At 50.0% G+C, this 21,162-nt stretch carries 21 protein-coding genes; 4 read left to right on the top strand and 17 right to left on the bottom strand.

All coding sequences use genetic code 11. The features are described 5' to 3' along the window. Window positions 1–26: 26 nt before the first annotated feature. The gene (locus tag KNP91_RS01965) at window positions 27–359 is read right to left on the bottom strand and encodes a hypothetical protein (RefSeq protein WP_214765294.1); all 333 of its coding nucleotides are present in this window, start codon (window positions 357–359) and stop codon (window positions 27–29) included. Window positions 360–503: 144 nt separating this feature from the next. Here KNP91_RS01965 and KNP91_RS01960 point away from each other — a divergent pair, with 144 nt between their 5' ends. The 4 genes from KNP91_RS01960 to KNP91_RS01945 are packed head-to-tail and all read left to right on the top strand — an operon-like array spanning window position 504 to window position 4,332. Beyond that, window positions 504–1,499, top strand: coding sequence for a siderophore ABC transporter substrate-binding protein (locus KNP91_RS01960; protein WP_214765296.1), 996 nt, complete (start codon window positions 504–506; stop codon window positions 1,497–1,499). Next, window positions 1,500–2,519, top strand: a complete 1,020-nt coding sequence (locus KNP91_RS01955; RefSeq protein ID WP_214848327.1) for an ABC transporter permease — start codon at window positions 1,500–1,502, stop codon at window positions 2,517–2,519. It abuts the gene before it with no gap. A gap of 8 nt (window positions 2,520–2,527) precedes the next feature. Beyond that, on the top strand, window positions 2,528–3,583 hold the full coding sequence (locus tag KNP91_RS01950; RefSeq protein ID WP_449403900.1) for an iron chelate uptake ABC transporter family permease subunit: 1,056 nt from the start codon (window positions 2,528–2,530) through the stop codon (window positions 3,581–3,583). Continuing rightward, window positions 3,580–4,332 carry an iron ABC transporter ATP-binding protein gene (locus tag KNP91_RS01945; protein WP_214848322.1) on the top strand — a complete coding sequence of 251 codons (753 nt, stop codon included), beginning with the start codon at window positions 3,580–3,582 and terminating at the stop codon, window positions 4,330–4,332. Before KNP91_RS01950 ends, KNP91_RS01945 begins: the two co-directional genes overlap by 4 nt. Window positions 4,333–4,407: 75 nt before the next feature. Here KNP91_RS01945 and KNP91_RS01940 read toward each other — a convergent pair whose 3' ends face one another. The 16 genes from KNP91_RS01940 to KNP91_RS01865 all read right to left on the bottom strand — a co-directional run bounded on the left by KNP91_RS01940 (window position 4,408) and on the right by KNP91_RS01865 (window position 21,137). Then, complete coding sequence (locus tag KNP91_RS01940; protein ID WP_214765304.1) at window positions 4,408–5,580, bottom strand: glycine C-acetyltransferase; 1,173 nt, start codon at window positions 5,578–5,580, stop codon at window positions 4,408–4,410. Then, complete coding sequence (gene tdh, locus KNP91_RS01935) at window positions 5,580–6,671, bottom strand: L-threonine 3-dehydrogenase (protein WP_214765306.1); 1,092 nt, start codon at window positions 6,669–6,671, stop codon at window positions 5,580–5,582. Before tdh ends, KNP91_RS01940 begins: the two co-directional genes overlap by 1 nt. 95 nt (window positions 6,672–6,766) lie before the next feature. Further along, window positions 6,767–7,633 carry a 2-oxoacid:ferredoxin oxidoreductase subunit beta gene (locus KNP91_RS01930; RefSeq protein ID WP_214848320.1) on the bottom strand — a complete coding sequence of 289 codons (867 nt, stop codon included), beginning with the start codon at window positions 7,631–7,633 and terminating at the stop codon, window positions 6,767–6,769. Next, a complete protein-coding gene (locus KNP91_RS01925; RefSeq protein WP_214848318.1) occupies window positions 7,620–9,371 on the bottom strand; it encodes a 2-oxoacid:acceptor oxidoreductase subunit alpha in 1,752 nt (583 codons plus the stop codon). The genes KNP91_RS01930 and KNP91_RS01925 overlap by 14 nt, the downstream gene beginning before the upstream one ends. 202 nt (window positions 9,372–9,573) lie before the next feature. After that, a complete protein-coding gene (locus KNP91_RS01920) occupies window positions 9,574–9,834 on the bottom strand; it encodes a stage V sporulation protein S (protein ID WP_012369932.1) in 261 nt (86 codons plus the stop codon). A gap of 29 nt (window positions 9,835–9,863) precedes the next feature. After that, entirely contained in the window at window positions 9,864–10,658 is a 795-nt protein-coding gene (locus KNP91_RS01915) for a TIGR00282 family metallophosphoesterase (RefSeq protein WP_012369931.1), read from the bottom strand. Window positions 10,659–10,708: 50 nt separating this feature from the next. Further along, window positions 10,709–12,271 carry a ribonuclease Y gene (gene rny / locus KNP91_RS01910; protein WP_012369930.1) on the bottom strand — a complete coding sequence of 521 codons (1,563 nt, stop codon included), beginning with the start codon at window positions 12,269–12,271 and terminating at the stop codon, window positions 10,709–10,711. A gap of 193 nt (window positions 12,272–12,464) precedes the next feature. Next, on the bottom strand, window positions 12,465–13,508 hold the full coding sequence (gene recA, locus KNP91_RS01905; protein ID WP_214848316.1) for a recombinase RecA: 1,044 nt from the start codon (window positions 13,506–13,508) through the stop codon (window positions 12,465–12,467). A gap of 101 nt (window positions 13,509–13,609) precedes the next feature. After that, window positions 13,610–14,854, bottom strand: coding sequence for a competence/damage-inducible protein A (locus tag KNP91_RS01900; protein WP_214765308.1), 1,245 nt, complete (start codon window positions 14,852–14,854; stop codon window positions 13,610–13,612). Window positions 14,855–14,924: 70 nt separating this feature from the next. Continuing rightward, window positions 14,925–15,503 (bottom strand): CDP-diacylglycerol--glycerol-3-phosphate 3-phosphatidyltransferase, encoded by a 579-nt coding sequence (gene pgsA, locus KNP91_RS01895; protein WP_214765310.1) that lies wholly within the window; start codon window positions 15,501–15,503, stop codon window positions 14,925–14,927. Window positions 15,504–15,564: 61 nt separating this feature from the next. After that, window positions 15,565–16,455 carry a helix-turn-helix domain-containing protein gene (locus tag KNP91_RS01890; RefSeq protein WP_012369926.1) on the bottom strand — a complete coding sequence of 297 codons (891 nt, stop codon included), beginning with the start codon at window positions 16,453–16,455 and terminating at the stop codon, window positions 15,565–15,567. Window positions 16,456–16,482: 27 nt separating this feature from the next. Next, window positions 16,483–17,298, bottom strand: a complete 816-nt coding sequence (locus KNP91_RS01885; protein WP_251135835.1) for a DUF3388 domain-containing protein — start codon at window positions 17,296–17,298, stop codon at window positions 16,483–16,485. A gap of 61 nt (window positions 17,299–17,359) precedes the next feature. Then, the gene (gene ymfI, locus KNP91_RS01880; protein ID WP_214765311.1) at window positions 17,360–18,064 is read right to left on the bottom strand and encodes an elongation factor P 5-aminopentanone reductase; all 705 of its coding nucleotides are present in this window, start codon (window positions 18,062–18,064) and stop codon (window positions 17,360–17,362) included. 3 nt (window positions 18,065–18,067) lie between these two features. After that, window positions 18,068–19,336 carry an EF-P 5-aminopentanol modification-associated protein YfmH gene (gene yfmH / locus KNP91_RS01875; RefSeq protein WP_214765322.1) on the bottom strand — a complete coding sequence of 423 codons (1,269 nt, stop codon included), beginning with the start codon at window positions 19,334–19,336 and terminating at the stop codon, window positions 18,068–18,070. After that, on the bottom strand, window positions 19,336–20,589 hold the full coding sequence (gene yfmF / locus KNP91_RS01870; RefSeq protein ID WP_012369922.1) for an EF-P 5-aminopentanol modification-associated protein YfmF: 1,254 nt from the start codon (window positions 20,587–20,589) through the stop codon (window positions 19,336–19,338). Before yfmF ends, yfmH begins: the two co-directional genes overlap by 1 nt. Beyond that, window positions 20,586–21,137: a cob(I)yrinic acid a,c-diamide adenosyltransferase gene (locus KNP91_RS01865; RefSeq protein WP_012369921.1), complete on the bottom strand. Its 552-nt coding sequence runs from the start codon at window positions 21,135–21,137 to the stop codon at window positions 20,586–20,588. The genes yfmF and KNP91_RS01865 overlap by 4 nt, the downstream gene beginning before the upstream one ends. Window positions 21,138–21,162: the final 25 nt, after the last annotated feature.

Genomic DNA, 21,162 nt, shown 5'->3' with positions numbered 1-21,162 from the left:
GTTTCTTTTCCCTAACTCGTCAGTCCTCATGCTTCAAAATAGGATTGTCCAACAAAATGTAACAGACCACAAGCACGGATCGTTTTATCAGGCAGGACAAAAAATCCTTTTTTCATTCCGTGCTTTCTACTTTTCCAGAAAAACATTTGTTGATTCCATCGGTTGATAAAAAATCGATCAGGTTCCAGCGAATAATTTAATTCGATTGTTTTTGCCATTATAGCAAGTCTTTCGCCGGTTATCAGTAAGTGATCGGCTGCTCCTGCAACATATGACTTTCGAGTAACCGTTTCATTTTTTATTTTTATATAGTTTATAGAAATAAAAAATCGACAACTCCGGTAAATGGAAATTGTCATTGCATCTCCAATTTTTGTCTGCTATCATTCAGTTTGAAGATGACAATGATAATCATTATCAATAATTCTGTGAGGAATTAATCCACCTACATATTCACGGAATTGATGGGAGGCATTGTCCAAATCAAAAGGAGATGAATGAGAATGGGCACAGTAAAAACATCGATGGTGATCAGTTCACTCGCCGTCCTACTCGCCGCGTGCGGCACAGCGAACGAAACGACTACGACGGACAGCAAGAAATCCGCCACGAAAACGATCGACATTACAGACGCACACGGTACGGTCAAGGTACCCGTAAAACCAAAGAAAGTCGTGGCACTCGATAACCGGACATTTGAAACACTCGCTGACTGGGAGGTCAAACTCGCGGCTGCTCCGGTCGGACTGTTGCCGGCGGAATCACCTTACGCCAAGGACAAGGATATCGTCGACGTCGGAATGCACTTCGAACCGAACCTTGAAGCAATTGCCGGAGTTGATCCGGATGTCGTCATCGTCGGTCAACGCTTTGCGGATTATTACGATGATATTAAAAAACTGGTCCCGGAAGCCGCAGTCATCGATCTCGACATCGAACTGCCGGAACAATCCGGTACGCCCGGTGAATTGCTAGTCAAAGGGCTCGAGGATACGACACACACGCTCGGACAGATTTTTGCCAAGGAAAAAGAAGCCGACCAACTCGTCACGACGTTTGAACAATCGATTCAGGACGTGAAAAAATCATATAACGGAACAGACAGCGTCATGTCCGTCATCGTCTCGGGCGGCGATATCGGTTTCTCCGCACCGATGAGCGGTCGGGTCTTCGGACCGATGTATGACATATTCGGCTGGAAACCGGCCCTGGAAGTCAAACAAAAATCAGGTAACGATCAAGGAGACGAGGTGTCCGTCGAAGCCATCGCTCAAAGCAATCCGGACCGGTTACTTGTCTTAGACCGTGACGCTCCTCTCGGAAACGCCAAAGATGCTGTTCCGGCGGAAGATGTCATCGATCGTGCACCGGCGCTTCAACAGACAACAGCCGTCAAAGAACAGCGGATCGTCTATACGCCTAAAGATATGTACTTAAACGAATCGATCCAGACCTATTCGGAATTTTTCCAAAGCGTATCGAAAGCGTTTGTGAAGTAAATGGAGCAGGTCAAGCCGCAACAAGTGAATGGAAGTGTTGAGCCGAGTGCCCGACCTTCCTTTTCTGTCGTTTGGACGCCGCCGTTCATCATCGCTCTCCTGATCATCGGTCTGCTTGCCGTTACTTCCCTGTTGACCGGAGTCTATGAACTCAACAACACGGCGAATGACTTTTCTATGTTTTGGATTACACGTGTTCCGCGAACAATCGCCCTGATGCTGACAGGTGCAGCGATGGCGATGGCGGGACTCGTCATGCAGCTGATTACACAGAACCGGCTCGTCGAACCGACGACGACCGGTACGATTGAATGGGCGGGACTTGGACTATTGACCGTTTATCTGCTTGTTCCGGCACCGACACTGATGATGCGGATGACCGGTGCCATTGTGTTTGCCTTTATCGGCACGATGGTGTTCTTTTGGTTCCTGCGTTCGGTCAAGCTTCGGTCTTCGCTGATCGTACCGATCATCGGACTGATGCTCGGCGCTGTCATCTCGGCCATTTCCACCTTCTTAGGTTTATACTTCCGGGCGAGTCAGGCACTGGAAGGCTGGTTCGTCGGATCGTTTTCATCCGTCCAGATCGGTCGCTATGAATACTTATGGATAATTGTCGGGGTCACGTTTTGTATCTTTTTTCTCGCCAATCGTTTAACGTTGGTTGGTCTCGGTGAAGATATCGCGACCAGTCTCGGCGTTCATTACAATCGTTTGATGATGATGGCAACAGGTCTGATTGCCTTGTCCGTCGGCATCGTTGCGACGGTCATCGGAAATTTACCGTTTCTCGGTCTGATCGTGCCGAACCTTGTCTCGATGATGCGCGGAGATGACTTGCGCAGTAACTTGCCATGGGTCTGCGTCATCGGGATGGGGACGGTCCTCATCAGTGATTTGGTTTCGCGGACGTTGATCCGCCCCTTTGAACTGCCGGTCTCACTGATCCTTGGAACAGTCGGAGCAGCAGTCTTCATTCTCATCCTGTTGCGGCAACGAACAAGAGGAGGTATCCGATGAATACCGTCATGCACAGAAAACCAAAACCCTACCGAAGTGAACGAACAACCGCTCATACAAGTGACCGGAACACTTCTGCCTTCCCGTCCAAACGACATGCACGCCGCTACTGGATCTTGTTGTCCCTGTTTCTGTTCGGTGGACTGCTCTGTTCCCTTGGTCTACTGCTCTACAACAATCCGGTACCCGTTCAGTCACCGTCCTTTTGGCCGGTCGTCGAACGCCGAATCACAGCCGTCACGACGATGGCGATTGCCGCACTCTGCCAAAGTCTCGCCACCGTCGCCTTTCATTCGGTCACGAATAACCGGATCATCACGCCGTCCCTGCTTGGATTCGATGCGCTGTACTCAACGATTCAAACGTCGATGATCTTTTTCTTTGGTGCAGGGGCTCTGATCGGTTTTTCCGGAACGAAAGCCTTTTTGACACAAGTCGGTCTCATGCTCGTGATGAGTCTATTGCTTTACGGATGGCTGTTATCCGGAAAATATGCCGATTTACAACTCCTGTTGCTCGTCGGTATCATCCTTGGCACCGGACTGAATTCTCTTGCCAGCTTCATGCGGCGGATGCTCGATCCGTCCGAGTTCGATATTTTGCAGGCCCGATTGTTCGGTTCAGTCACGAATGCCGATCCTGCCTATTTTCCAATCGTGATTCCGGTTGTCCTGATTGTCAGTGTCTTGTTGTTCCTGTCGGCGAACCGTCTGAATGTCATCGCCCTCGGAAATGACGTCGCGACCTCGTTCGGCATCAATCACCGCCGAAGCGTCCTCTACATCCTCATCCTTATTTCCCTGCTCATGTCGATGTCGACGGCACTGATCGGACCACTGACGTTTTTCGGTTTTCTTGTTGCCACACTCAGTTATCAGGTCGCTTCCACGTATGACCATAAGTACGTCTTGCCGATGGCCTTTTCGATTGGTTTTCTCGTTCTGACGAGTGCTTATTTCTTTATGTATCATATTTTCAATGCACCGAGCGTCGTCTCCGTCATCATCGAACTGTTTGGCGGTCTGATTTTCTTAACGGTGTTATTACGAAAGAGGTCCTTATGATTAAATTAACGCAAGTCAAAAAAACGTATACGGATCATGTCCAGATCGGTCCGCTTGAGTTAGAGATTCCGAAAGCGGGTCTGACCGCACTGATCGGACCGAACGGCGCCGGTAAATCGACGACACTGATGATGATCGGTCGTCTGTTGCAACTTGATGAAGGACAGATTCAAGTCGCAGGATTCGATGTCTCAAGCACGAAGTCAAAGGATTTAGCAAAAATCATGACGATTCTTCGTCAGGAAAATCATTTCGTGACCCGGCTGACGGTTCGCCAACTGGTCGGATTTGGCCGGTTCCCCTACTCGCAAGGGCGAATGACACTGGAAGATGAGAACATCACGTCAAAATACATCGACTTTCTTGACCTGACACCACTTGAGAACCGTTACCTCGACGAACTGTCAGGCGGACAGCGTCAACGGGCTTATGTCGCGATGGTCTTGTGTCAGGAGACGGACTACGTGTTGCTTGATGAACCGCTCAACAATCTCGATATCGCCCGGTCCGTCCAGATGATGGGATATCTGCGTCATGTCGCGGATGAGCTTGGAAGAACGATCATTACCGTCTTACACGACATCAACTTTGCGGCGAAATATGCCGACCATATTTGTGCGATGAAACATGGACAGATTGCTGCATTCGGTACGGTACAGGAAATCATGGTCGTAAACACGCTCTCCGATATTTTTGAGACCGATCTCGAGATTATTGACGGACCATACGGACCGATTGCCGTTTATTGAAATCAAGCATGAGGAACACCAAAAAGGGACGGCGCATCGTAGTGATGTGCCGTCCCTTCTATGTTTTCGTACCTTTTAAATCAATTCCAGCTCTTGACCGACTTGTTTAAACGCTTCGAGCGCTTGCTCCAAGTCTTCCCGTGTATGTTCGGCCGTGACGATTGTCCGGACACGTGCTTTACCTTTTGCGACCGTCGGGAAGGCAATCCCTTGTGCAAAGACACCGTGTTGACGCAGACGGTCTGACAGCTGATGGCATAATGCTTCGTCGCCGACGATGACCGGTGTGATCGGCGTCGTCGACGTGCCGATATTAAAGCCGAATTCTCGTAATCCGTGTTTAAAGAATTCCGTGTTTTCCCAGAGACGGTCAAACAGTTCTGTTTCTTCTTCCATGACACGAAGCGCTTCCCGGTTCGCTTCGACGACTGCCGGTGGATGCGACGTCGAGAACAAGAACGGACGGCCTTTATGGATCAGATAGTCTTTGACGTGTTGTTCACACGCGACGTACCCTCCTAGAACACCGATCGCTTTTGAGAGTGTCCCGACTTGCAACGCGACCCGTCCGTCGAGACCGAAGTGATTAACAGTTCCGCGGCCACTTTTTCCGAGAACACCCGATGCATGGGCATCATCGACCATGACGAGGGCATCATATTTTTCAGCCAGTTCAACGATTTCTGGGAGTGGCGCGATATTACCGTCCATTGAGAAGACACCATCCGTCACGACGAGACGTGTCCGTGCGTCCTGTGTTTCCTGCAGTGCTGCTTCCAAATCCGCAAGATCGACGTGGTTATAGATCCGGCGTTTCGCTTTCGTCAGACGGATTCCGTCGATGATGGACGCATGGTTCAAGGCGTCAGAAATGACGACGTCTTCCGGTCCAAGCAAGGCTGACAACACACCGAGGTTTGTCGCGAATCCTGATTGAAAGACAAGTGCCGCTTCTGTATGCTTAAAGGTCGCCAGTTCACGTTCGAATGCTTGGTGCATTTCGAGTGTTCCAGCAATCGTCCGGACCGATCCTGTTCCGGCACCGAATTCAAGAGCAGCGTCCGCTGCCCGCTTCGCGAGCCGCGGGTGCGCCGCGAGTCCGAGATAGTTGTTTGACGACAATTGAATCAATTCTTTCCCGTCGACAGTTACCCGGTTGTGCTGGGCACTTTCGAGTGCAACGAGTTCGCGGAACGTTCCCGCTTGTTTCATCTCTTCTAATTCTGTCCGTAAATGTTCAAATCCCATTAATTCGTCCCCCTTGGTTGTAGTACGACCTTTCCACATTTCCCTTGTCGCATCAATTCGAATCCTTCTTCAAACCGTTCGAGTGGCAATGTGTGTGTAATCAACGGTTTGACATCGACTTTTCCGCTCGACAGGAAAGCGGATACCTGACTCCATGTCTCATACATCTTCCGCCCGGTAATCCCCTGAACGCGGACTCCTTTGAAGACGACATGGTTCGTCAAATCGATTTCAACCGGTTTGACCGGCAGGCTCAAGATGTTAACGTCTCCTCCTGCTGTCACCATCTCAAATGCTTGACCGATCGCGACCGGATGACCGCTCATTTCGCAGACGACATCAATACCGTCTCCGTCCGTCATCATCCGGACCCGTTCGAGGACATCTTCATGACGCGAATCGATGACGACATCTGCGCCCATCGTTTTCGCAAGCTCCAACCGGTACGGATTGACATCAATCGCAATGACTTCCGCAGCTCCTGCCGCTTTTGCGACCGAGACAGCCATCAGACCGATTGGACCGCAACCGACGATGGCGACCGTTTTAGCGCTGACGTCACTCGCAAGAACCGTGTGAACGGCATTGCCCATCGGCTCTTGAATCGATGCGATGGCGGCTGGCATATCCTCCGGATTGACCCAGAGATTTTCTTCCGGCATGACGACGTACTCGGCGAAACAGCCTTGTGTATCGACGCCGATGATTTTTGTGTTTTTACAAATGTGATACTGCCCCCGCAGACACTGTTTGCATTGATGACAGACGATATGTGTTTCCGCTGAGACACGGTCCCCGAGTTTCAGACGTTTCGTCCCTTCTCCCAGTTCCACGACTTCACCGGAAAACTCATGTCCGAAAACATACGGCGGATTCACGCGTGATGCTGCCCACGCGTCCCATTCGTAAATGTGGACATCCGTCCCGCAGATGGAAGTCGCTTCCACGCGAATCAAGACTTCACCACGTTTTGGTGAAGGAACTGCGACTTCTTTCAAGACAGCGCCAAATCCCCGTTCTTCCTTGACGAGTGCGCGCATCGTTTTTACTTTTGTCGTATCTTCTACAGCTGTCACTAGTTTTGTCATCATTCCCCGACTCCTTCGTGGTCTTTGCCTCTTTCTCTAATCGGTCCAGACCAAGTGTTGAGCATCCCCAAATAACCAAACAATCTTTCACTTCTAGTTTACATGAATTCAGCCGCAAGTTTACCAAATGTTTCTTCATTCATCTCAAGATCGGCAAAAGTTAGTCCATTCTCCGCATATCCGTCGATTTGTGACTGATAATCCGGACGTGAATCATCCTGATAAATCAGACCCATGACGAGACCGTTGTGTTCGTGGACGACCCGTTTTGCAAGGTCCAGATTCGTCGCATCATAGTCTTCGAGATCATCCAGTTTCGTCAGATTCTGTTTAAACCAGTCGTACGTGTTGACTTTATTGAACGTCACACACGGACTGAAAACGTTGATGAAGGCAAATCCTTTATGTTGCGTCGCCTGTTCAATCAGACTCGTCAAGCCTTTTAAGTCGTTCGAAAAACTTTGGGCGACGAAGGTCGCGCCTGCCGTCAAGGCCAGTTCGACCGGTGAAACACTTTTTTCAATCGATCCTTTCGGCGTCGACTTCGTCTTAAAACCAAGTGCCGACGTCGGTGATGTCTGCCCTTTCGTTAGCCCGTAAATTTGATTGTCCATGACGATGTACGTCATATCCACATTTCGTTTGAAGGCGTGAATCGTATGCCCCATCCCGATGGCAAAACCATCTCCGTCACCGCCGGACGCGATGACCGTCAATTCACGGTTTGCCATCTTGACGCCTTGAGCGATCGGTAACGACCGGCCATGAACGCCGTGGAAGCCGTACGTGTTGATATAACCGGAAATTCGTCCCGAACAGCCGATGCCGGAAATCAACGCCAGTTCTTCAGGCTCTAGCCCGACGTTTGCGACGGCACGCTGAATGGCCGCCTGAATCGAAAAGTCGCCGCAGCCCGGACACCAGTTCGGTTTGACATCGTTTCTGAAATCTTTAAAGGTTGCCATGGAAAATCCCTCCTGCAACGACTTGTTCCACTACTTCCGCCGGATAGAACGGATCGCCGTTGAATTTTAAAATGTGTTCAATTTTTTCTGCAAAACCGCAGTTCATCTGAATCAGTTTCGCGAGTTGGCCCGTCGCATTGTATTCGACGACGACAACCTGCTTTGCCCGCTCGAGGTGCGGACGGACCAGTTCACTCGGAAACGGATGCATCTGGCGGATGTGGAGATGATCGACATGAATGCCCTGTTCTTCGAGACGCGGCATCACTTCTTCAATCGTTCCGCGTGTCGAATTAAAACCGACAAACAGGATATCCGGTGTCGCATGCTGTTCCGTGACGAGGACGGCATCCTTCATCCGGAATTGACCGAGCTTCCGCAGACGTTTCGTCATTTGGTCGACCCGGTTTTTCGTCGCTTCCGACGGACGGCCTTCTTCGTTATGTTCGACGCCCGTCACGTGATGGATCCCGTGTTTCGTACCGGGGACGACTCGTGGACTGATTCCGTCTTCCGTCACTTCATACCGTTTGAAATACGATTTACCTTCAAGCTCCGGCAATTCGTCGAGCATCAGTTTCCCGCGACGGATTTCCACACGGTTGACATCAAGCGGTTCGACAGACTGTTTTCCGAGCGACAACATCAAGTCCGTCAATAAAATCACTGGACACTGGTATTCTTCCGCGATGTTGAACGCTTCGGCTGCATCATAAAAAGCTTCTTCGACCGTCGACGGCGCGAGGACGACTTTCGGGATCTCACCATGTGTGCTGTAAATCATCGCCATCAAGTCGGACTGTTCCTGTTTCGTCGGCAGTCCGGTCGATGGTCCGCCGCGTTGCGTATCGATGATGACAAGCGGCGTTTCCGTCATCCCGGACAAGCCGATCGCCTCTGCCATGAGAGACAATCCCGGTCCGGCTGACGCGGTCAGGGACCGGACGCCGGCATAGTTGGCACCGATGGCCATTGTCACCGCGGCAAGTTCATCTTCCGTCTGAACGACGGTTCCGCCGAACTGCGGTAATTTTTTAATTAAGTACTCCATGATTTCCGACGACGGCGTAATCGGATAGGCGGCCATCAGACGGGCTCCGCCTGCCACTGCACCAAGCGCAATCGCATCGTTGCCGATCATGAACATCCGTTGCTGTCCGTCTGCCGGATCGAGGATAAAGCGTTCCGCTGTTCCGGCCATCGCCTCAAATGCCGCGGCGCCTTCACGGATTGCCGATAAGTTCTTTTCGACCATCTCCGATCCTTTTCGACCAAAAATTTGTTCCACGACCGCCTGGAACCGTTCCGGTGCAATCCCGAGAATGGCGCTCGATGCTCCGATGGCGACCATGTTCTTCATCAGCGATGTGCCAAGTCCGGACGCAATTTCCGTAAAGGGAATCGGATACAAAGCAGCACGTGTCTGATCCGGATTCGTCGGATTGAACTTCGCGTCGGCGATGATGATGGCGCCTTGACGCAACTCATGGAAGTTGACATCGATGGTTTCCTGATCAAAGGCGACCAGAATATCAAGATCATCGGCGACGGTCCGGACTTCGTGTGTCGCGACACGGATTTTGTTGTTCGTATGTCCTCCCTTGATGCGTGAAGAAAAATGACGGTATCCATATAAGTAATAACCAAGACGGTTCAAGGCAATGGCAAAGATCTCACCCGTCGACTCGATCCCTTCCCCCTGCTGACCGCCTACTTTCCATGACAATTGATTGTACATCGACGTTCGCTCCTTTTATCCCCTGAAATGATTGAAGCTGTCTGCTTCACTATCCTCCCCCATGATACCGATTTCCCGATACTTGTACAATGCTCCTCTGGCGAATCCATTGATTTTTTCCAGCTGTCCGACATAAAAAAAGACCATCTACTCCAACGAGTAAATGGTCTGCTTTAACGTAGGACCTATGTCCAATGATGCATCATCGTGGTTCAATGATTAATTTGATTGCCGTCCGTTCCTCGCCATCAATCATGATGTCGGTAAATGCCGGAATACAGATCAAATCCATGCCTGCCGGTGCGACAAACCCTCTTGCGATTGCCACCGCTTTAACGGATTGATTGAGAGCACCTGCTCCGATTGCCTGAATCTCGACAGAACCTTTCTCTCGAAGTACACCTGCGAGCGCTCCTGCGACCGCATTCGGATTCGATTTAGCTGATACTTTCAGGACGTCCATGCATGTACCTCCCAATCAAAAATCAAAGCTCAATCAAAGAAAATCGATTGATCCGTCAAATGGATGCGTTCAATCTTCGTTGCTTTTTTTGATACATCATCAATATGAATCAAGACTCCATTTAATTGTTCCCGTCCTTCAGCAACTTCAAACCGGGTTGGGAGCTGTGTTTTAAATTTTCGTAACACATCTTCTTTACGCATACCGAGGACACCGTCGAGCGGTCCTGTCATGCCGACGTCGGTAATGTAAGCCGTTCCGCCTTCAAGAATCCGTTCGTCCGCTGTCTGGACGTGGGTATGCGTTCCGACGACTGCTTGGACACGTCCTGCCAAGTGGTAACCCATCGCGATTTTTTCACTCGTCGCTTCTGCGTGGACGTCAACGAAAATCGCATCGACTTCCCCTTCGACTTCCGCAATCAGCTCATCGACTGTCCGGAACGGATCGCCGAGCGGCGGCAGGAAGACGGTCCCTTGCACGTTGATGACGGCAATTTTTTTGTTGCCGACTTTTAACACCATCATGCCGCGGCCGGGTGTTCCTTCCGGATAGTTCGCCGGGCGGACGATCCGGTCCGCATCGTCGATCCAATCAAAGATATCCCGGTTGTCAAACGTATGATTCCCCATCGTCACGCCGTGGAATCCGAGTTCAAGCAATTGATGGTAGATGGATTTCGTGATTCCCCGGCCATGTGCGGCATTCTCGCCGTTGACGAGCATGACCGTCGGATTGTATTTCGACTTAATGCGTGCCGTGAATTGCTGTAAGATATGACGGCCTGGTGCCCCGACGACATCTCCGATAAATAAGATCTTCATGAAACATTCCTCCAGTAATTAAAAAAAGTGGCGGTCGCCCGCCACTTTGCTTATTTTGCGTATTCGACTGCTCGTGTTTCCCGAATGACCGTAACTTTGATATGACCCGGATAATCGAGTTCTTCTTCGATTTTTTTCCGGATATCGCTTGCCATCTTATGGGCAAGGACATCGTCGACGACATCAGGACGAACGATGATCCGGACTTCGCGACCTGCTTGAATCGCAAATGACTTCTCAACACCGTCGAATGATTCCGAGATTTCTTCCAGACGTTCAAGACGCCGGATATAACTTTCGAGTGTTTCTTGACGTGCACCCGGACGAGCGGCTGATAAAGCATCCGCTGCCGCAACCAGGACGGAAATGACAGATGTCGCTTCCGTATCCCCGTGGTGGGAAGCAATCGCATTGATGACGGTTGGATGTTCTTTGTACTTCGTACCAAGTTCCACTCCGATTTCAACGTGACTTCCTTCCACTTCGTGGTCAATCGCTTTCCCGATATCGTGCAGGAGACCGGCGCGTTTCGCAAGTGTTACATCTTCACCGAGCTCCGCTGCCATCATACCGGCAAGATGAGCGACTTCGAGTGAGTGGAACAATACGTTTTGACCGTAACTTGTCCGATACTTCAAGCGGCCGAGAATTTTGACGAGATCCGGATGAATCCCGTGAATACCGACATCATATGTCGCTTCTTCACCGATTTCACGAATCCGTTCGTCGACTTCCCGACGTGATTTGTCGACCATCTCTTCAATTCGTGCCGGGTGAATCCGACCGTCTTGAACGAGTTTTTCAAGGGCCATCTTCGCCACTTCGCGGCGAATCGGATCAAATCCGGACAAGATAACCGCTTCCGGTGTGTCATCGATGATTAAATCGATCCCCGTTAACGTTTCGAGTGTCCGGATGTTCCGGCCTTCACGACCGATGATTCGGCCTTTCATCTCGTCATTCGGCAAGTTGACGACCGAAACCGTCGTCTCTGCGATATGTTCCGCGGCGAACCGTTGAATCGCAAGTGAAAGGATGTTGCGTGCTTTTTTGTCTGCTTCTTCTTTTGCTTTTTGTTCGATTTCTTTTTGAAGAATGGCTGCATCGTGCATGGCAGCTTGTTTCGTCTCATCCATGATGATAGCTCTGGCTTCGTCTTGCGAAAGATTCGCAACACGTACGAGCTCTTGGCGTCCCTGTTCATACAGGTCCTCTACTTTGCGTTCTAACTCTTCAGCTTGATGCTTCCGTTTCGCGATCTCTGCATCACGCGTATTGATTTGTTCTTCCTTGCGGTCGATGGAATCAACACGGCGATCGAGTGTCTCTTCTTTTTGGAGCAATCGTCCTTCTTGTTTCGTTAACTCTTGACGACGTTCACGAAGCTCTTTTTCGACTTCATTCCGAAGTTTAAAGGCTTCATCTTTCGCTTCGAGCAATGCTTCTTTTTTCGTTGCTTCCGCTGATACTTGTGCACGTTCCACGATTTTCGTCGCTTCTGTTTCCGCGCCTTGAATCTTCGCTTCTGCAATCGATTTCCGCAAGAAGTAGCCTACGATGAATGCGATCAGTATTGCGAGGAGAAGTATGACAATCCAAGTTGTTGTACCCATGGGTTCACCTCCCCTTTACAAGGTGTTTCTTAGTTCATTTCGGTTATTCATCGAAGCTGTCTAAAAAACGTACATCTATATTGTAAGGATAGCACTCGTTCATTGTCAACGAACGGGCGGGAAAGAATTCCTATGTTTTCCTCTTTTCAACAAAAAAAGAGCAGAATCTGAATCGATTCCACTCTCTTTCGACTTATTCTGCAAACAGATCTTCGTCTTGACCTTCTTCAAAGTCAACCGGATCTTTCCGGTCGACGAGACCGTGATGTTCACGAATCAATCGTTCGACCTCATCCGCAACATCCGGATGTTCGATCATGTATTGTTTCGCATTTTCACGTCCTTGACCAAGACGCTCTGAATTGTATGAATACCAAGCACCACTTTTTTGGACGATATCGAGATCTGTTCCAAGATCAATCAGCTCGCCGAATTTAGAGATTCCTTGTCCGTACATGATGTCGACTTCCGCTTGTTTGAATGGCGGAGCGATCTTGTTTTTAACGACTTTCAGTTTCGTCCGGTTTCCGACGATGTCTGTTCCGTTTTTCAGTGCTTCTGCACGACGGACTTCAAGACGGACCGATGAATAGAATTTCAAGGCACGTCCACCTGGAGTCGTTTCCGGGTTACCGAACATGACACCGATTTTTTCACGAATCTGGTTGATGAAGATGACGATTGTTTTGGATTTGTTTGTCGCACCGGACAATTTACGCAACGCCTGACTCATCAAACGAGCCTGGAGACCCATGTGCGAGTCACCCATTTCGCCTTCGATCTCGGCTTTCGGGACAAGTGCCGCTACTGAGTCGACGACGAGGATATCAACAGCACCAGAACGGACTAATGCCTCTGCGATTTCAAGCGCCTGCTCCCCTGTATCCGGTTGTGATAACAGTAATTCATCGATGTTGACACCGAGTTTGCTGGCATAAGCCGGATCAAGTGCGTGCTCGGCATCGATGAATGCCGCCTGTCCGCCTTGTTTTTGGACTTCAGCAATCGCATGAAGCGAAACTGTCGTTTTACCGGAAGATTCCGGCCCATAGACTTCGATTACCCGTCCACGTGGATATCCACCTGCACCGAGTGCTATATCTAATGTGATAGATCCAGAAGAGATTACGGATACTCTCTGATCTGCACTTTCACCTAGTTTCATGATTGAACCTTTACCAAATTGTTTCTCAATCTGACGTAATGCCATTTCAAGTGCTGCTTTACGATCACTCACGTAGCAGGCCTCCTTTTATTTATCTTACTGAGATTATTGTACTTCTTTTGAGACCGAATAACAAGCATTTTACGAACATTTATTCGCATAGTTGAAAGAAATCATTTTTTGTTCATTTCGTCCGCCAGGCTGATATTTTGAAGGAGCATGAAGTAAGCATCCTTGACGGAACGCAATCTAATCATACCACGGTCGAAGGCCGGATACGTCAGCTCAAGTACTTCCGTACCGCCTGAATGTGCTAACGCACAGTAGACCGTTCCGACCGCTTGACCACTGTTACTCGTGGGACCAGCTTCACCAGTCAGGGCGATGGCAAGATCCGTCTGATAGAGTTTGCGTGCTCCTTCCGCCATGGCAACGGCAACGTCCCCGCTGACGGCAGTCTGTTCGTCAAGCAATGTCTGCGGTACTCCGAGGACGTTCACTTTTGCTGCATCCGCGTAAACGACAGCGCTGCCTCGGAAGACGTCACTCGCGCCTTGAATGTCGGTCAGACCGCTTGCAAAGGCTCCTCCGGTCAACGACTCCGCTGCTGACAACGTCAAACCGGCTTCCCGGCACCGGTCGAGGACGACTTCGGGTAAACTCGTTTCGCCATAACCGTAAAAATGGCTGCCGACTTCGGCAAGGACTTGTTGTTCCAGCGCATCGAGCATGTCGAGGGCGACTTGTTCGTCAAGCGCCTTCGCCGTCAGACGAAGACGGACTTCCGCCAATTCGGCGTACGGGGCGACGGAAGGATTGCGGGCTGTCCGGATGAGATCCGCCAACCGGTCGTTTAATGCCGACTCTCCGATGCCGAAGAAACGTAATGTTCTGGATTTAATCGTTTCCTTGCCTAACAAGTGATCGAAGTGGTCGGCAATGATTCGCTTCATTTCCCGGGGGACACCCGGCAACAGGATGTATTGATGATCCGGCGTCTGAACGGACATACCCGGTGCAAGTCCGGCCTGATTCGTCAGCACATCGGCTTGATCGATGACAAGGGCCTGTTTTCTTTCATTCTCCGTCATTGTACGTCCCCGTGTTTTTAAAAATGCCTCAATCCGGTCGTAAGCCGGCTGATCCACATGAAGCGTCCGGCCGAGCAGTTCCGCTACGACCTCTTTCGTCAAGTCATCTTCCGTCGGTCCAAGTCCTCCGGTAATGACAATCAGTTCCGCCCGCTCCTGAGCCCGCGTAACAACTTCGACCATCCGTTCCCGGTTATCTCCGACGACCGTATGATAATGCACGTCAATACCACATGTCGCAAGCCACTCTGATAAATACTGGGCATTCGTGTTGGCAATTTCCCCTAACAACAATTCACTTCCGACAGCAATGATTTCTGCTTTCATTTTACATCCCCGCTTTCTTGACTATACGAAAAGACTGTTCGGGTTGACGAACAGTCTTGTTTGATCCAATTTACATGGATTTCGTAATTAACTTAATATTTTTTGAGAAATACTCGACTCCTGAATAAATTGTTAAGACCAACGCCAACCACATCGTGATTTCCGCAAAAGGAATGTTCAGTAAGGCAAATCCGATGTCATGCAGTAAAAAGGCGATGATTGATGTCAACTGGACCCAGGTCTTTGCTTTGCCGGAATTTCCGGCGGCCAGGACAATCCCCTCATCTGAAGCGACGAGACGGAGACCTGTCACGGCGAATTCACGGCATAAGATGATGACGACGACCCAAGCGGCGACGAATTCAAGTTCGACTAAATAGACGAGTGCTGCAGCGACAAGCATCTTGTCGGCGAGTGGATCCATGAATTTACCGAAGTTCGTGACCAGTTTGTTTTTCCGGGCAATATACCCGTCGAGCCAATCGGTGATGGCGGCGACGGAAAAGATCATCGCGGCGACGAAGTGGGAAACCGGCAGTTCTGCTCCTAAGACATCCCACTGTCCCCAGTCTGGATTGATGGCTAAGACGGCAACGAACACGGGAATTAGTAACACGCGTAAGACCGTCAATTGATTGGGCAAGTTCATTCTCGTATCCCTCCTTTTCGGGTTATGTATGCCAGCAGGGCTGACATGAAGAAGACACGCCTTATGGCGTGGCCACTTTCTTCAGATAAATATTTTGAACGAGGAGGGAGCGGTTAAGCTTAAGCTCCTGATTGTTGACGAGAATCCGGTCGATTCCTTTGATGGAACCGATCCGAATCCGAATCACGTCCGTTTTGGCATTTTTGACGACGATAGGATTTGGGTCTGACGCATTGATATGGTCAGGCGCGAGTGCTTGTCCTTCTAAAGACGTGTCCCGTACACCCACAAACGGTGACGGCGAAGCATCTTTTTTAATCCGGATCGATACACTCATTGTACCATCTGCCGGTACTTCATAGGTGATGTCTTGACCGACTGTCGTTTTGACAGCCAACGGTTTCTTCGTTTCTTTTTTAACAGGTTCTTCTTTTTTCGCCGGTTCTTCTTTCGGCTCTTCCGCTGCCGGTGCATCGGCTTCCTCACTTGGTGCGTCACCTTCGTCAATCGTGACCTCACTTTGTTTCGGCGTCGCCGTTTTTGTCCCGTCACCGTCCTGGAATGCCTGGAATCCGTAATACAAGGCAACCCCGATTGCAAAAATCAAGGCAATGATGATGATATTCGGAATCCAGCGTTTGGCGACACTTTTCTTCGGTGCCGTTGATTTGGAATACGTGGCCCGGCGAGACAGCTCAACAACAGGTTGTGCTTCCGGTTCCGGGAGGTCACGTTTGTAGGTCGCAAATACTTCGTCGACATCAAGACCAAGTGCTTCTGCATACGTCTTAATGAAGGCACGGGCGTAAAATGCGCCCGGTAATTGTTTGTAATCGCCTTCTTCAATGGCGAGAATATAACGTTTTTGAATTTTTGTCGTGCTTTGAATTTGTTCGAGCGAGATGCCTAACGTTTCCCGCTGCTCCTTTAAGTAGGTTCCGAGCTCAGTCATCGGTAACACACCTTCCATTTTCAATACTTATTCGAAATTGAACCAGTCGTTCCCGCCATGGGCACGAGGTGGTTCGGTGACAATGATTTCTTCTGTCGAGTTGCGTAATTCAATGATGTAATCAAAATCATCCCACGTGTATTCGCTCGATTTAACAAAAGCATCTGGGTGTTCGACGATTTTCGTAGCCGGAAGTCGCATGACTTCACGTAAAATCTGCCAATGCCGTTCGTCGAAATGGCGCTGTGAGACGAGCGCATCGATGATATAAACATAATCGCCTGTCCGTTCATCATCGAACAATGAAGTCCGGACGGTTTGTTTGATTAACGTCGATGAAAGAAATAACCATTTTTTATTGGCACTTACACTCGCCGCTACGATGGATTCGGTTTTCCCGACACGCGGCATGCCGCGAACACCAATCAACAGGTGTCCGTCTTGTTTACAGAGTTCAGCCATGAAATCGACGAGAATCCCTAAATCCTCGCGGACAAAACGAAACGTCTTGATCTCACCGCTGCTGTGGTCGATATAACGACCGTGTCGGATGGCGATCCGGTCACGAAGCTTCGGTTTACGAAGCTTAATCACATCGATAGTCGTCATCGTCTTTAAGATGGCGGCAAGCCGCGGGATTTGATCCGGTTGCTTCGTTTGAAGCAACATTCCCCGACGCTGGTGATCGACACCGTTAATCGTGACAATCGAAATATGTAGCATCCCCATGAGTGACGCGATGTCCCCTAATATCCCGGGACGGTTGACGTTCAGTTCGTACTCCAGATACCACTGTTCGAATTCACTCACGCGCCCAGCCTCCTCTTCAAATCGATTATCCATCCCTCATGTTAAATGATTTTTTGAAAAATGAAAAGCATTCCCCTAAGCAAATTTCACCGGACTACATCCAGCCGCCGTCAATTTTAAGAACGGCACCGTTCATATATGCTGCGTCCTGCCCCATTAAATAGGTGATGGCGGATGCGACTTCCTCGACTCGTCCGAAACGGCCGGCCGGAATTTCAGCCAATGCCAAGTCCCGGTCTTCCGCCGAAAAGACGGCATTCATCGGGGTCTCGATCCAGCCCGGAGTCACCGCATTCACGCGTCCGTTCATCGCACCAAGCTCTTTGCTGAACGACTTGACGAACCCGAGCTGTGCCGCCTTGCAGGTCGAATAGACGACTTCACCGGCCGCACCAAATTCACCTAACACACTGCTGACGACAACGATCGAAAGCGATGCTGAAAAAGCTTTTCGGCTCGTTAAGGTCTGGGCAATCCGGATCAGGGATTCGACATGCAACGTCATCATCGATTCCACCGAGGAACGGGATTGATCGACGAGCAGCCCGCTGAAGCTGGTCCCGGCGATATGAACAAATCCTTCCACGGACGGTAATCTCTCACAGAATGCCGTCAAGTTCTCCCGGTCAGACAGATTGCCTGTGACGATCTCCGTCGTCACAGGCAACTGTCGTATCATCTGTTCGAGCTCATGCTGTTTCCGGTGGGTGTGAAGGATCAAATCGTGTCCTTCAGCCGCCAATCGTAAGACCGTTGCCCAGCCGATTGCTCCGCTGGCTCCCGTAATTAAAATCCGCATCGGTCAAGCGTACGGTTTAACGATTGAAATCGCACGATTTTCAAGCGCAAACAATTCATCGAACCGGGCTTCGATTTCTTCTTTGGTGATCGAGGCAATCAATGTCGGTAACGTAAACAGATTCGTCCCGGCAAGAGCGTGGCGTGAGAATTGATTGGCGATGAATTCCGGCGAGTTCAGCGACCGCAGGAATTTTCCTTGCATCATGTTGCGTTTGCGGACGACTTCCGTTTCCTCGAACTCGGGCCGGACCGCTAATAATTTTTCGTAGGCCGCGATAAAGCGGTCCGGATCTTCCGTTTCCATTCCGAACGTCGCGAACGCAAATTCTTCCTCACTCGAGTAATCGAAGCTGAACGTATCGTCAATCAAGCCGTCTTCATACAGTTCGAGATACGTGGAGGACGTTTGGTCGAACAACAGATGCAACAGCAGTTCACTTGTCAGTTCGCGGCGCAGCTGTTCCTGTCCGCCGAGGGAACTGTCTTTATAACCGATCAGGACTTTTGGTGTCTTGACGTCGAGTTCGAGTTCAACCCGTTTTTTTGCGACTTCTTGCGGTTCCGTACCGTAATCACGTTCGATGGCCGGACGATCCGTATAATCTTTTTTCGCTTGGTTCGCTTTGATCAAGGCCAGCGTCTCGGCCGGATCGATATTCCCGACGACGAACAGGACCATATTCGATGGATGATAGAACGTCCGGTAACACGTATACAGGTCGTCCGCCGTAATTTGATCAATCGATTCCGGAGTACCGGCAATATCGATCCGGACCGGATGTTTCGCGTACATCGATTCAATCAAACCGAAGAATAAACGCCATCCCGGATTATCCTGATACATCTGGATTTCCTGTGTGATGATGCCTTTTTCTTTTTCGACACTCTCTTCCGTGAAATACGGATCCTGGACGAAGTCAATCAGCGTCTCAAGATTTTGTTCAATCAACGAAGTCGCCGAGAACAAATAAGCGGTCCGAGAGAACGATGTGAACGCATTTGCCGAGGCACCGAGGCGCCCGAACTCCTGGAAGACATCCCCTTGCTCCGACTCAAACATCTTGTGCTCAAGGAAATGGGCGATACCGTCCGGGACATTGACCCATTGGCCATCCTTTTTAAAACGGTTATCGATTGATCCGTAACGCGTCGTAAAAGTCGCATATGTTTTTTCATACCCTTTTTTCTGAAGCAAATACACCGCAAGCCCGTTATCGAGCTGTTCAAAAAATACGGTTTCGTCTGTATCGTGATACGTCAACTGTTCCATTATTCTTCACCTCGCAATAGATAAACTGCCTCGAGTTCAATAGTTGCTGCCAAGCGGACGACGTCCTCACGCGTTGCCGTCTCAATGATGTGAATCTCATCCTCAAGCGTCAATCCGCGCATCTTCGATCCATTTAACCAGCCGATCAATTGTCCCGGCTGATCAAGGATTTGCCGGCGGGCATTGATGAGCATCGCTTTCGTCTGCGTCAGTTCCTCATCCGTGAACTGTCCGGCTTTAAGATCCCTTAATTGTTCGCCGATAATCGTCTCGGCACGTTCCGCCTGCTTCGTTTCGACCCCGGCATAAACGTAAAGCGCACTGTTCAGGGCCGCATAACGTGATGCTGCATAGTAGGCGAGACTCTCTTTCTCACGGACATTCATGAACAGTTTCGAATGCGGGAATCCGCCGAACAGACCGTTGACGATTTGCAGCCGAATCGAATCGACGGACGTCGGATCGACACTGACCCGGTAACCTAAATGCAATTTCCCTTGTTTGATCGGTTGCGTCTCGGACGAACGTTTGACGCCCGCGACCTGTTTTTGGGCCGGAATATAGTGACTGGCTTTTTCATCATGGGAAGGTAAGAACGACAAGGCATCTTCCATCTCATCTTGCGTGACATGACCGACGACAAAGACATCGATCCGGTCCTGTTCGACCATCGAACGATATGTATCACGTAAGGAAACCGGTGTGATTTGTTCGAGTGCTTCGAGTGTACCGAGTGAGGATAACGATACCGCTTCTCCCGGTGCCATCAGTTCGAGCAACCGTTGCTGGGCAAAACGCATTTTGTCATCGTATAACGAACTGATCCGCAACGCATGCAACCGTTTTTCTTGTTTGACGAATTGTTCCCGGAATCCGCCCTCTGTCAAATCCGGATAAAAAATCATCTGTTCCAGTAAATCGAGCGCTTCCTCGAGCAACGTCTCATGACGTACTAAATCCCCGCGGACGACATCCAACTGGAACGAGATGACGTGTTCTTCCCCGAATTTCGAGGCATCGGCGTACAGACCTGCATCATATAAGGTTTCAAGCGGTTCACGCAACGCTTTCATCGACGGATAGGCCGCTGTCGACTTCTCCATGATATACGGTAACAGAGCACGGCTCGTCAGCGTTTTTTCTTCGAGTGGTGCTGAAAACGTCACGAGGACCGTCGTCGTCTTGAATTTATCGGTCGGAACGAGATGAAAAGTCGTTCCTTGTTTGTTCCACGTTTGAAATGACTGACTCATGCTTCTTCATCCTTTCGTTTAAACACATGGGCACTGCGTAAATATTCGATATCCGCTTTTTCATTGACCGCATTTTCGTAACGGGCCGCCGTAAAGAAGAAATCACTTAGACGGTTGATGAATGGTAACAAATGATGTGCCTGTTCGACATCAATCATCGCCCGTTCGACACGCCGGCAGACCGTCCGCGCCACGTGCAGGCAGGCTGCGGCTTCCGTGCCACCCGGTAAGATGAATTTATCGAGCGGCGGAGACAGTTCCGTCAGACTGTCAATCCAACTTTCCAAATCTTCCGTCGCCGTTAGGCTCAGACGGGATGCTTTCGGTTCAACATACATCAAGTCACTCCCGCAATCGAACAAAACGTGCTGAATGACCGTCAATTGTTCCTTAACCTCGATGGATGTCGCTTTTGTGCGGGCCAGTCCGACAAAACTGTTCAGTTCGTCAAGCTCCCCCATCAGCGTAATCCGGACATCATTTTTTTTGACGCGTCCCCCGACGAGCGACGTGTCTCCCTCATCACCTGATTTAGTATAGATTTTCAATCGACTCACTCCTATAGCGAAAGGA

This window comes from Exiguobacterium sp. s138, from assembly GCF_018618775.1.
GTDB lineage: Bacteria > Bacillota > Bacilli > Exiguobacteriales > Exiguobacteriaceae > Exiguobacterium_A > Exiguobacterium_A artemiae.
This window is presented reverse-complemented; position numbering and strand designations above follow the sequence as displayed.

What these genes read in the sequence shown, in the direction of transcription:
- KNP91_RS01965 (WP_214765294.1), bottom strand. Translation starts at nt 359, where the DNA reads ATGACAATTTCCATTTACCGGAGTTGTCGATTTTTTATTTCTATAAAC.
- KNP91_RS01960 (WP_214765296.1), top strand. Translation starts at nt 504, where the DNA reads ATGGGCACAGTAAAAACATCGATGGTGATCAGTTCACTCGCCGTCCTA.
- KNP91_RS01955 (WP_214848327.1), top strand. Translation starts at nt 1,500, where the DNA reads ATGGAGCAGGTCAAGCCGCAACAAGTGAATGGAAGTGTTGAGCCGAGT.
- KNP91_RS01950 (WP_449403900.1), top strand. Translation starts at nt 2,528, where the DNA reads ATGCACAGAAAACCAAAACCCTACCGAAGTGAACGAACAACCGCTCAT.
- KNP91_RS01945 (WP_214848322.1), top strand. Translation starts at nt 3,580, where the DNA reads ATGATTAAATTAACGCAAGTCAAAAAAACGTATACGGATCATGTCCAG.
- KNP91_RS01940 (WP_214765304.1), bottom strand. Translation starts at nt 5,580, where the DNA reads ATGGGATTTGAACATTTACGGACAGAATTAGAAGAGATGAAACAAGCG.
- tdh (WP_214765306.1), bottom strand. Translation starts at nt 6,671, where the DNA reads ATGATGACAAAACTAGTGACAGCTGTAGAAGATACGACAAAAGTAAAA.
- KNP91_RS01930 (WP_214848320.1), bottom strand. Translation starts at nt 7,633, where the DNA reads ATGGCAACCTTTAAAGATTTCAGAAACGATGTCAAACCGAACTGGTGT.
- KNP91_RS01925 (WP_214848318.1), bottom strand. Translation starts at nt 9,371, where the DNA reads ATGTACAATCAATTGTCATGGAAAGTAGGCGGTCAGCAGGGGGAAGGG.
- KNP91_RS01920 (WP_012369932.1), bottom strand. Translation starts at nt 9,834, where the DNA reads ATGGACGTCCTGAAAGTATCAGCTAAATCGAATCCGAATGCGGTCGCA.
- KNP91_RS01915 (WP_012369931.1), bottom strand. Translation starts at nt 10,658, where the DNA reads ATGAAGATCTTATTTATCGGAGATGTCGTCGGGGCACCAGGCCGTCAT.
- rny (WP_012369930.1), bottom strand. Translation starts at nt 12,271, where the DNA reads ATGGGTACAACAACTTGGATTGTCATACTTCTCCTCGCAATACTGATC.
- KNP91_RS01900 (WP_214765308.1), bottom strand. Translation starts at nt 14,854, where the DNA reads ATGAAAGCAGAAATCATTGCTGTCGGAAGTGAATTGTTGTTAGGGGAA.
- pgsA (WP_214765310.1), bottom strand. Translation starts at nt 15,503, where the DNA reads ATGAACTTGCCCAATCAATTGACGGTCTTACGCGTGTTACTAATTCCC.
- KNP91_RS01890 (WP_012369926.1), bottom strand. Translation starts at nt 16,455, where the DNA reads ATGACTGAGCTCGGAACCTACTTAAAGGAGCAGCGGGAAACGTTAGGC.
- KNP91_RS01885 (WP_251135835.1), bottom strand. Translation starts at nt 17,298, where the DNA reads ATGGATAATCGATTTGAAGAGGAGGCTGGGCGCGTGAGTGAATTCGAA.
- ymfI (WP_214765311.1), bottom strand. Translation starts at nt 18,064, where the DNA reads ATGCGGATTTTAATTACGGGAGCCAGCGGAGCAATCGGCTGGGCAACG.
- yfmH (WP_214765322.1), bottom strand. Translation starts at nt 19,336, where the DNA reads ATGGAACAGTTGACGTATCACGATACAGACGAAACCGTATTTTTTGAA.
- yfmF (WP_012369922.1), bottom strand. Translation starts at nt 20,589, where the DNA reads ATGAGTCAGTCATTTCAAACGTGGAACAAACAAGGAACGACTTTTCAT.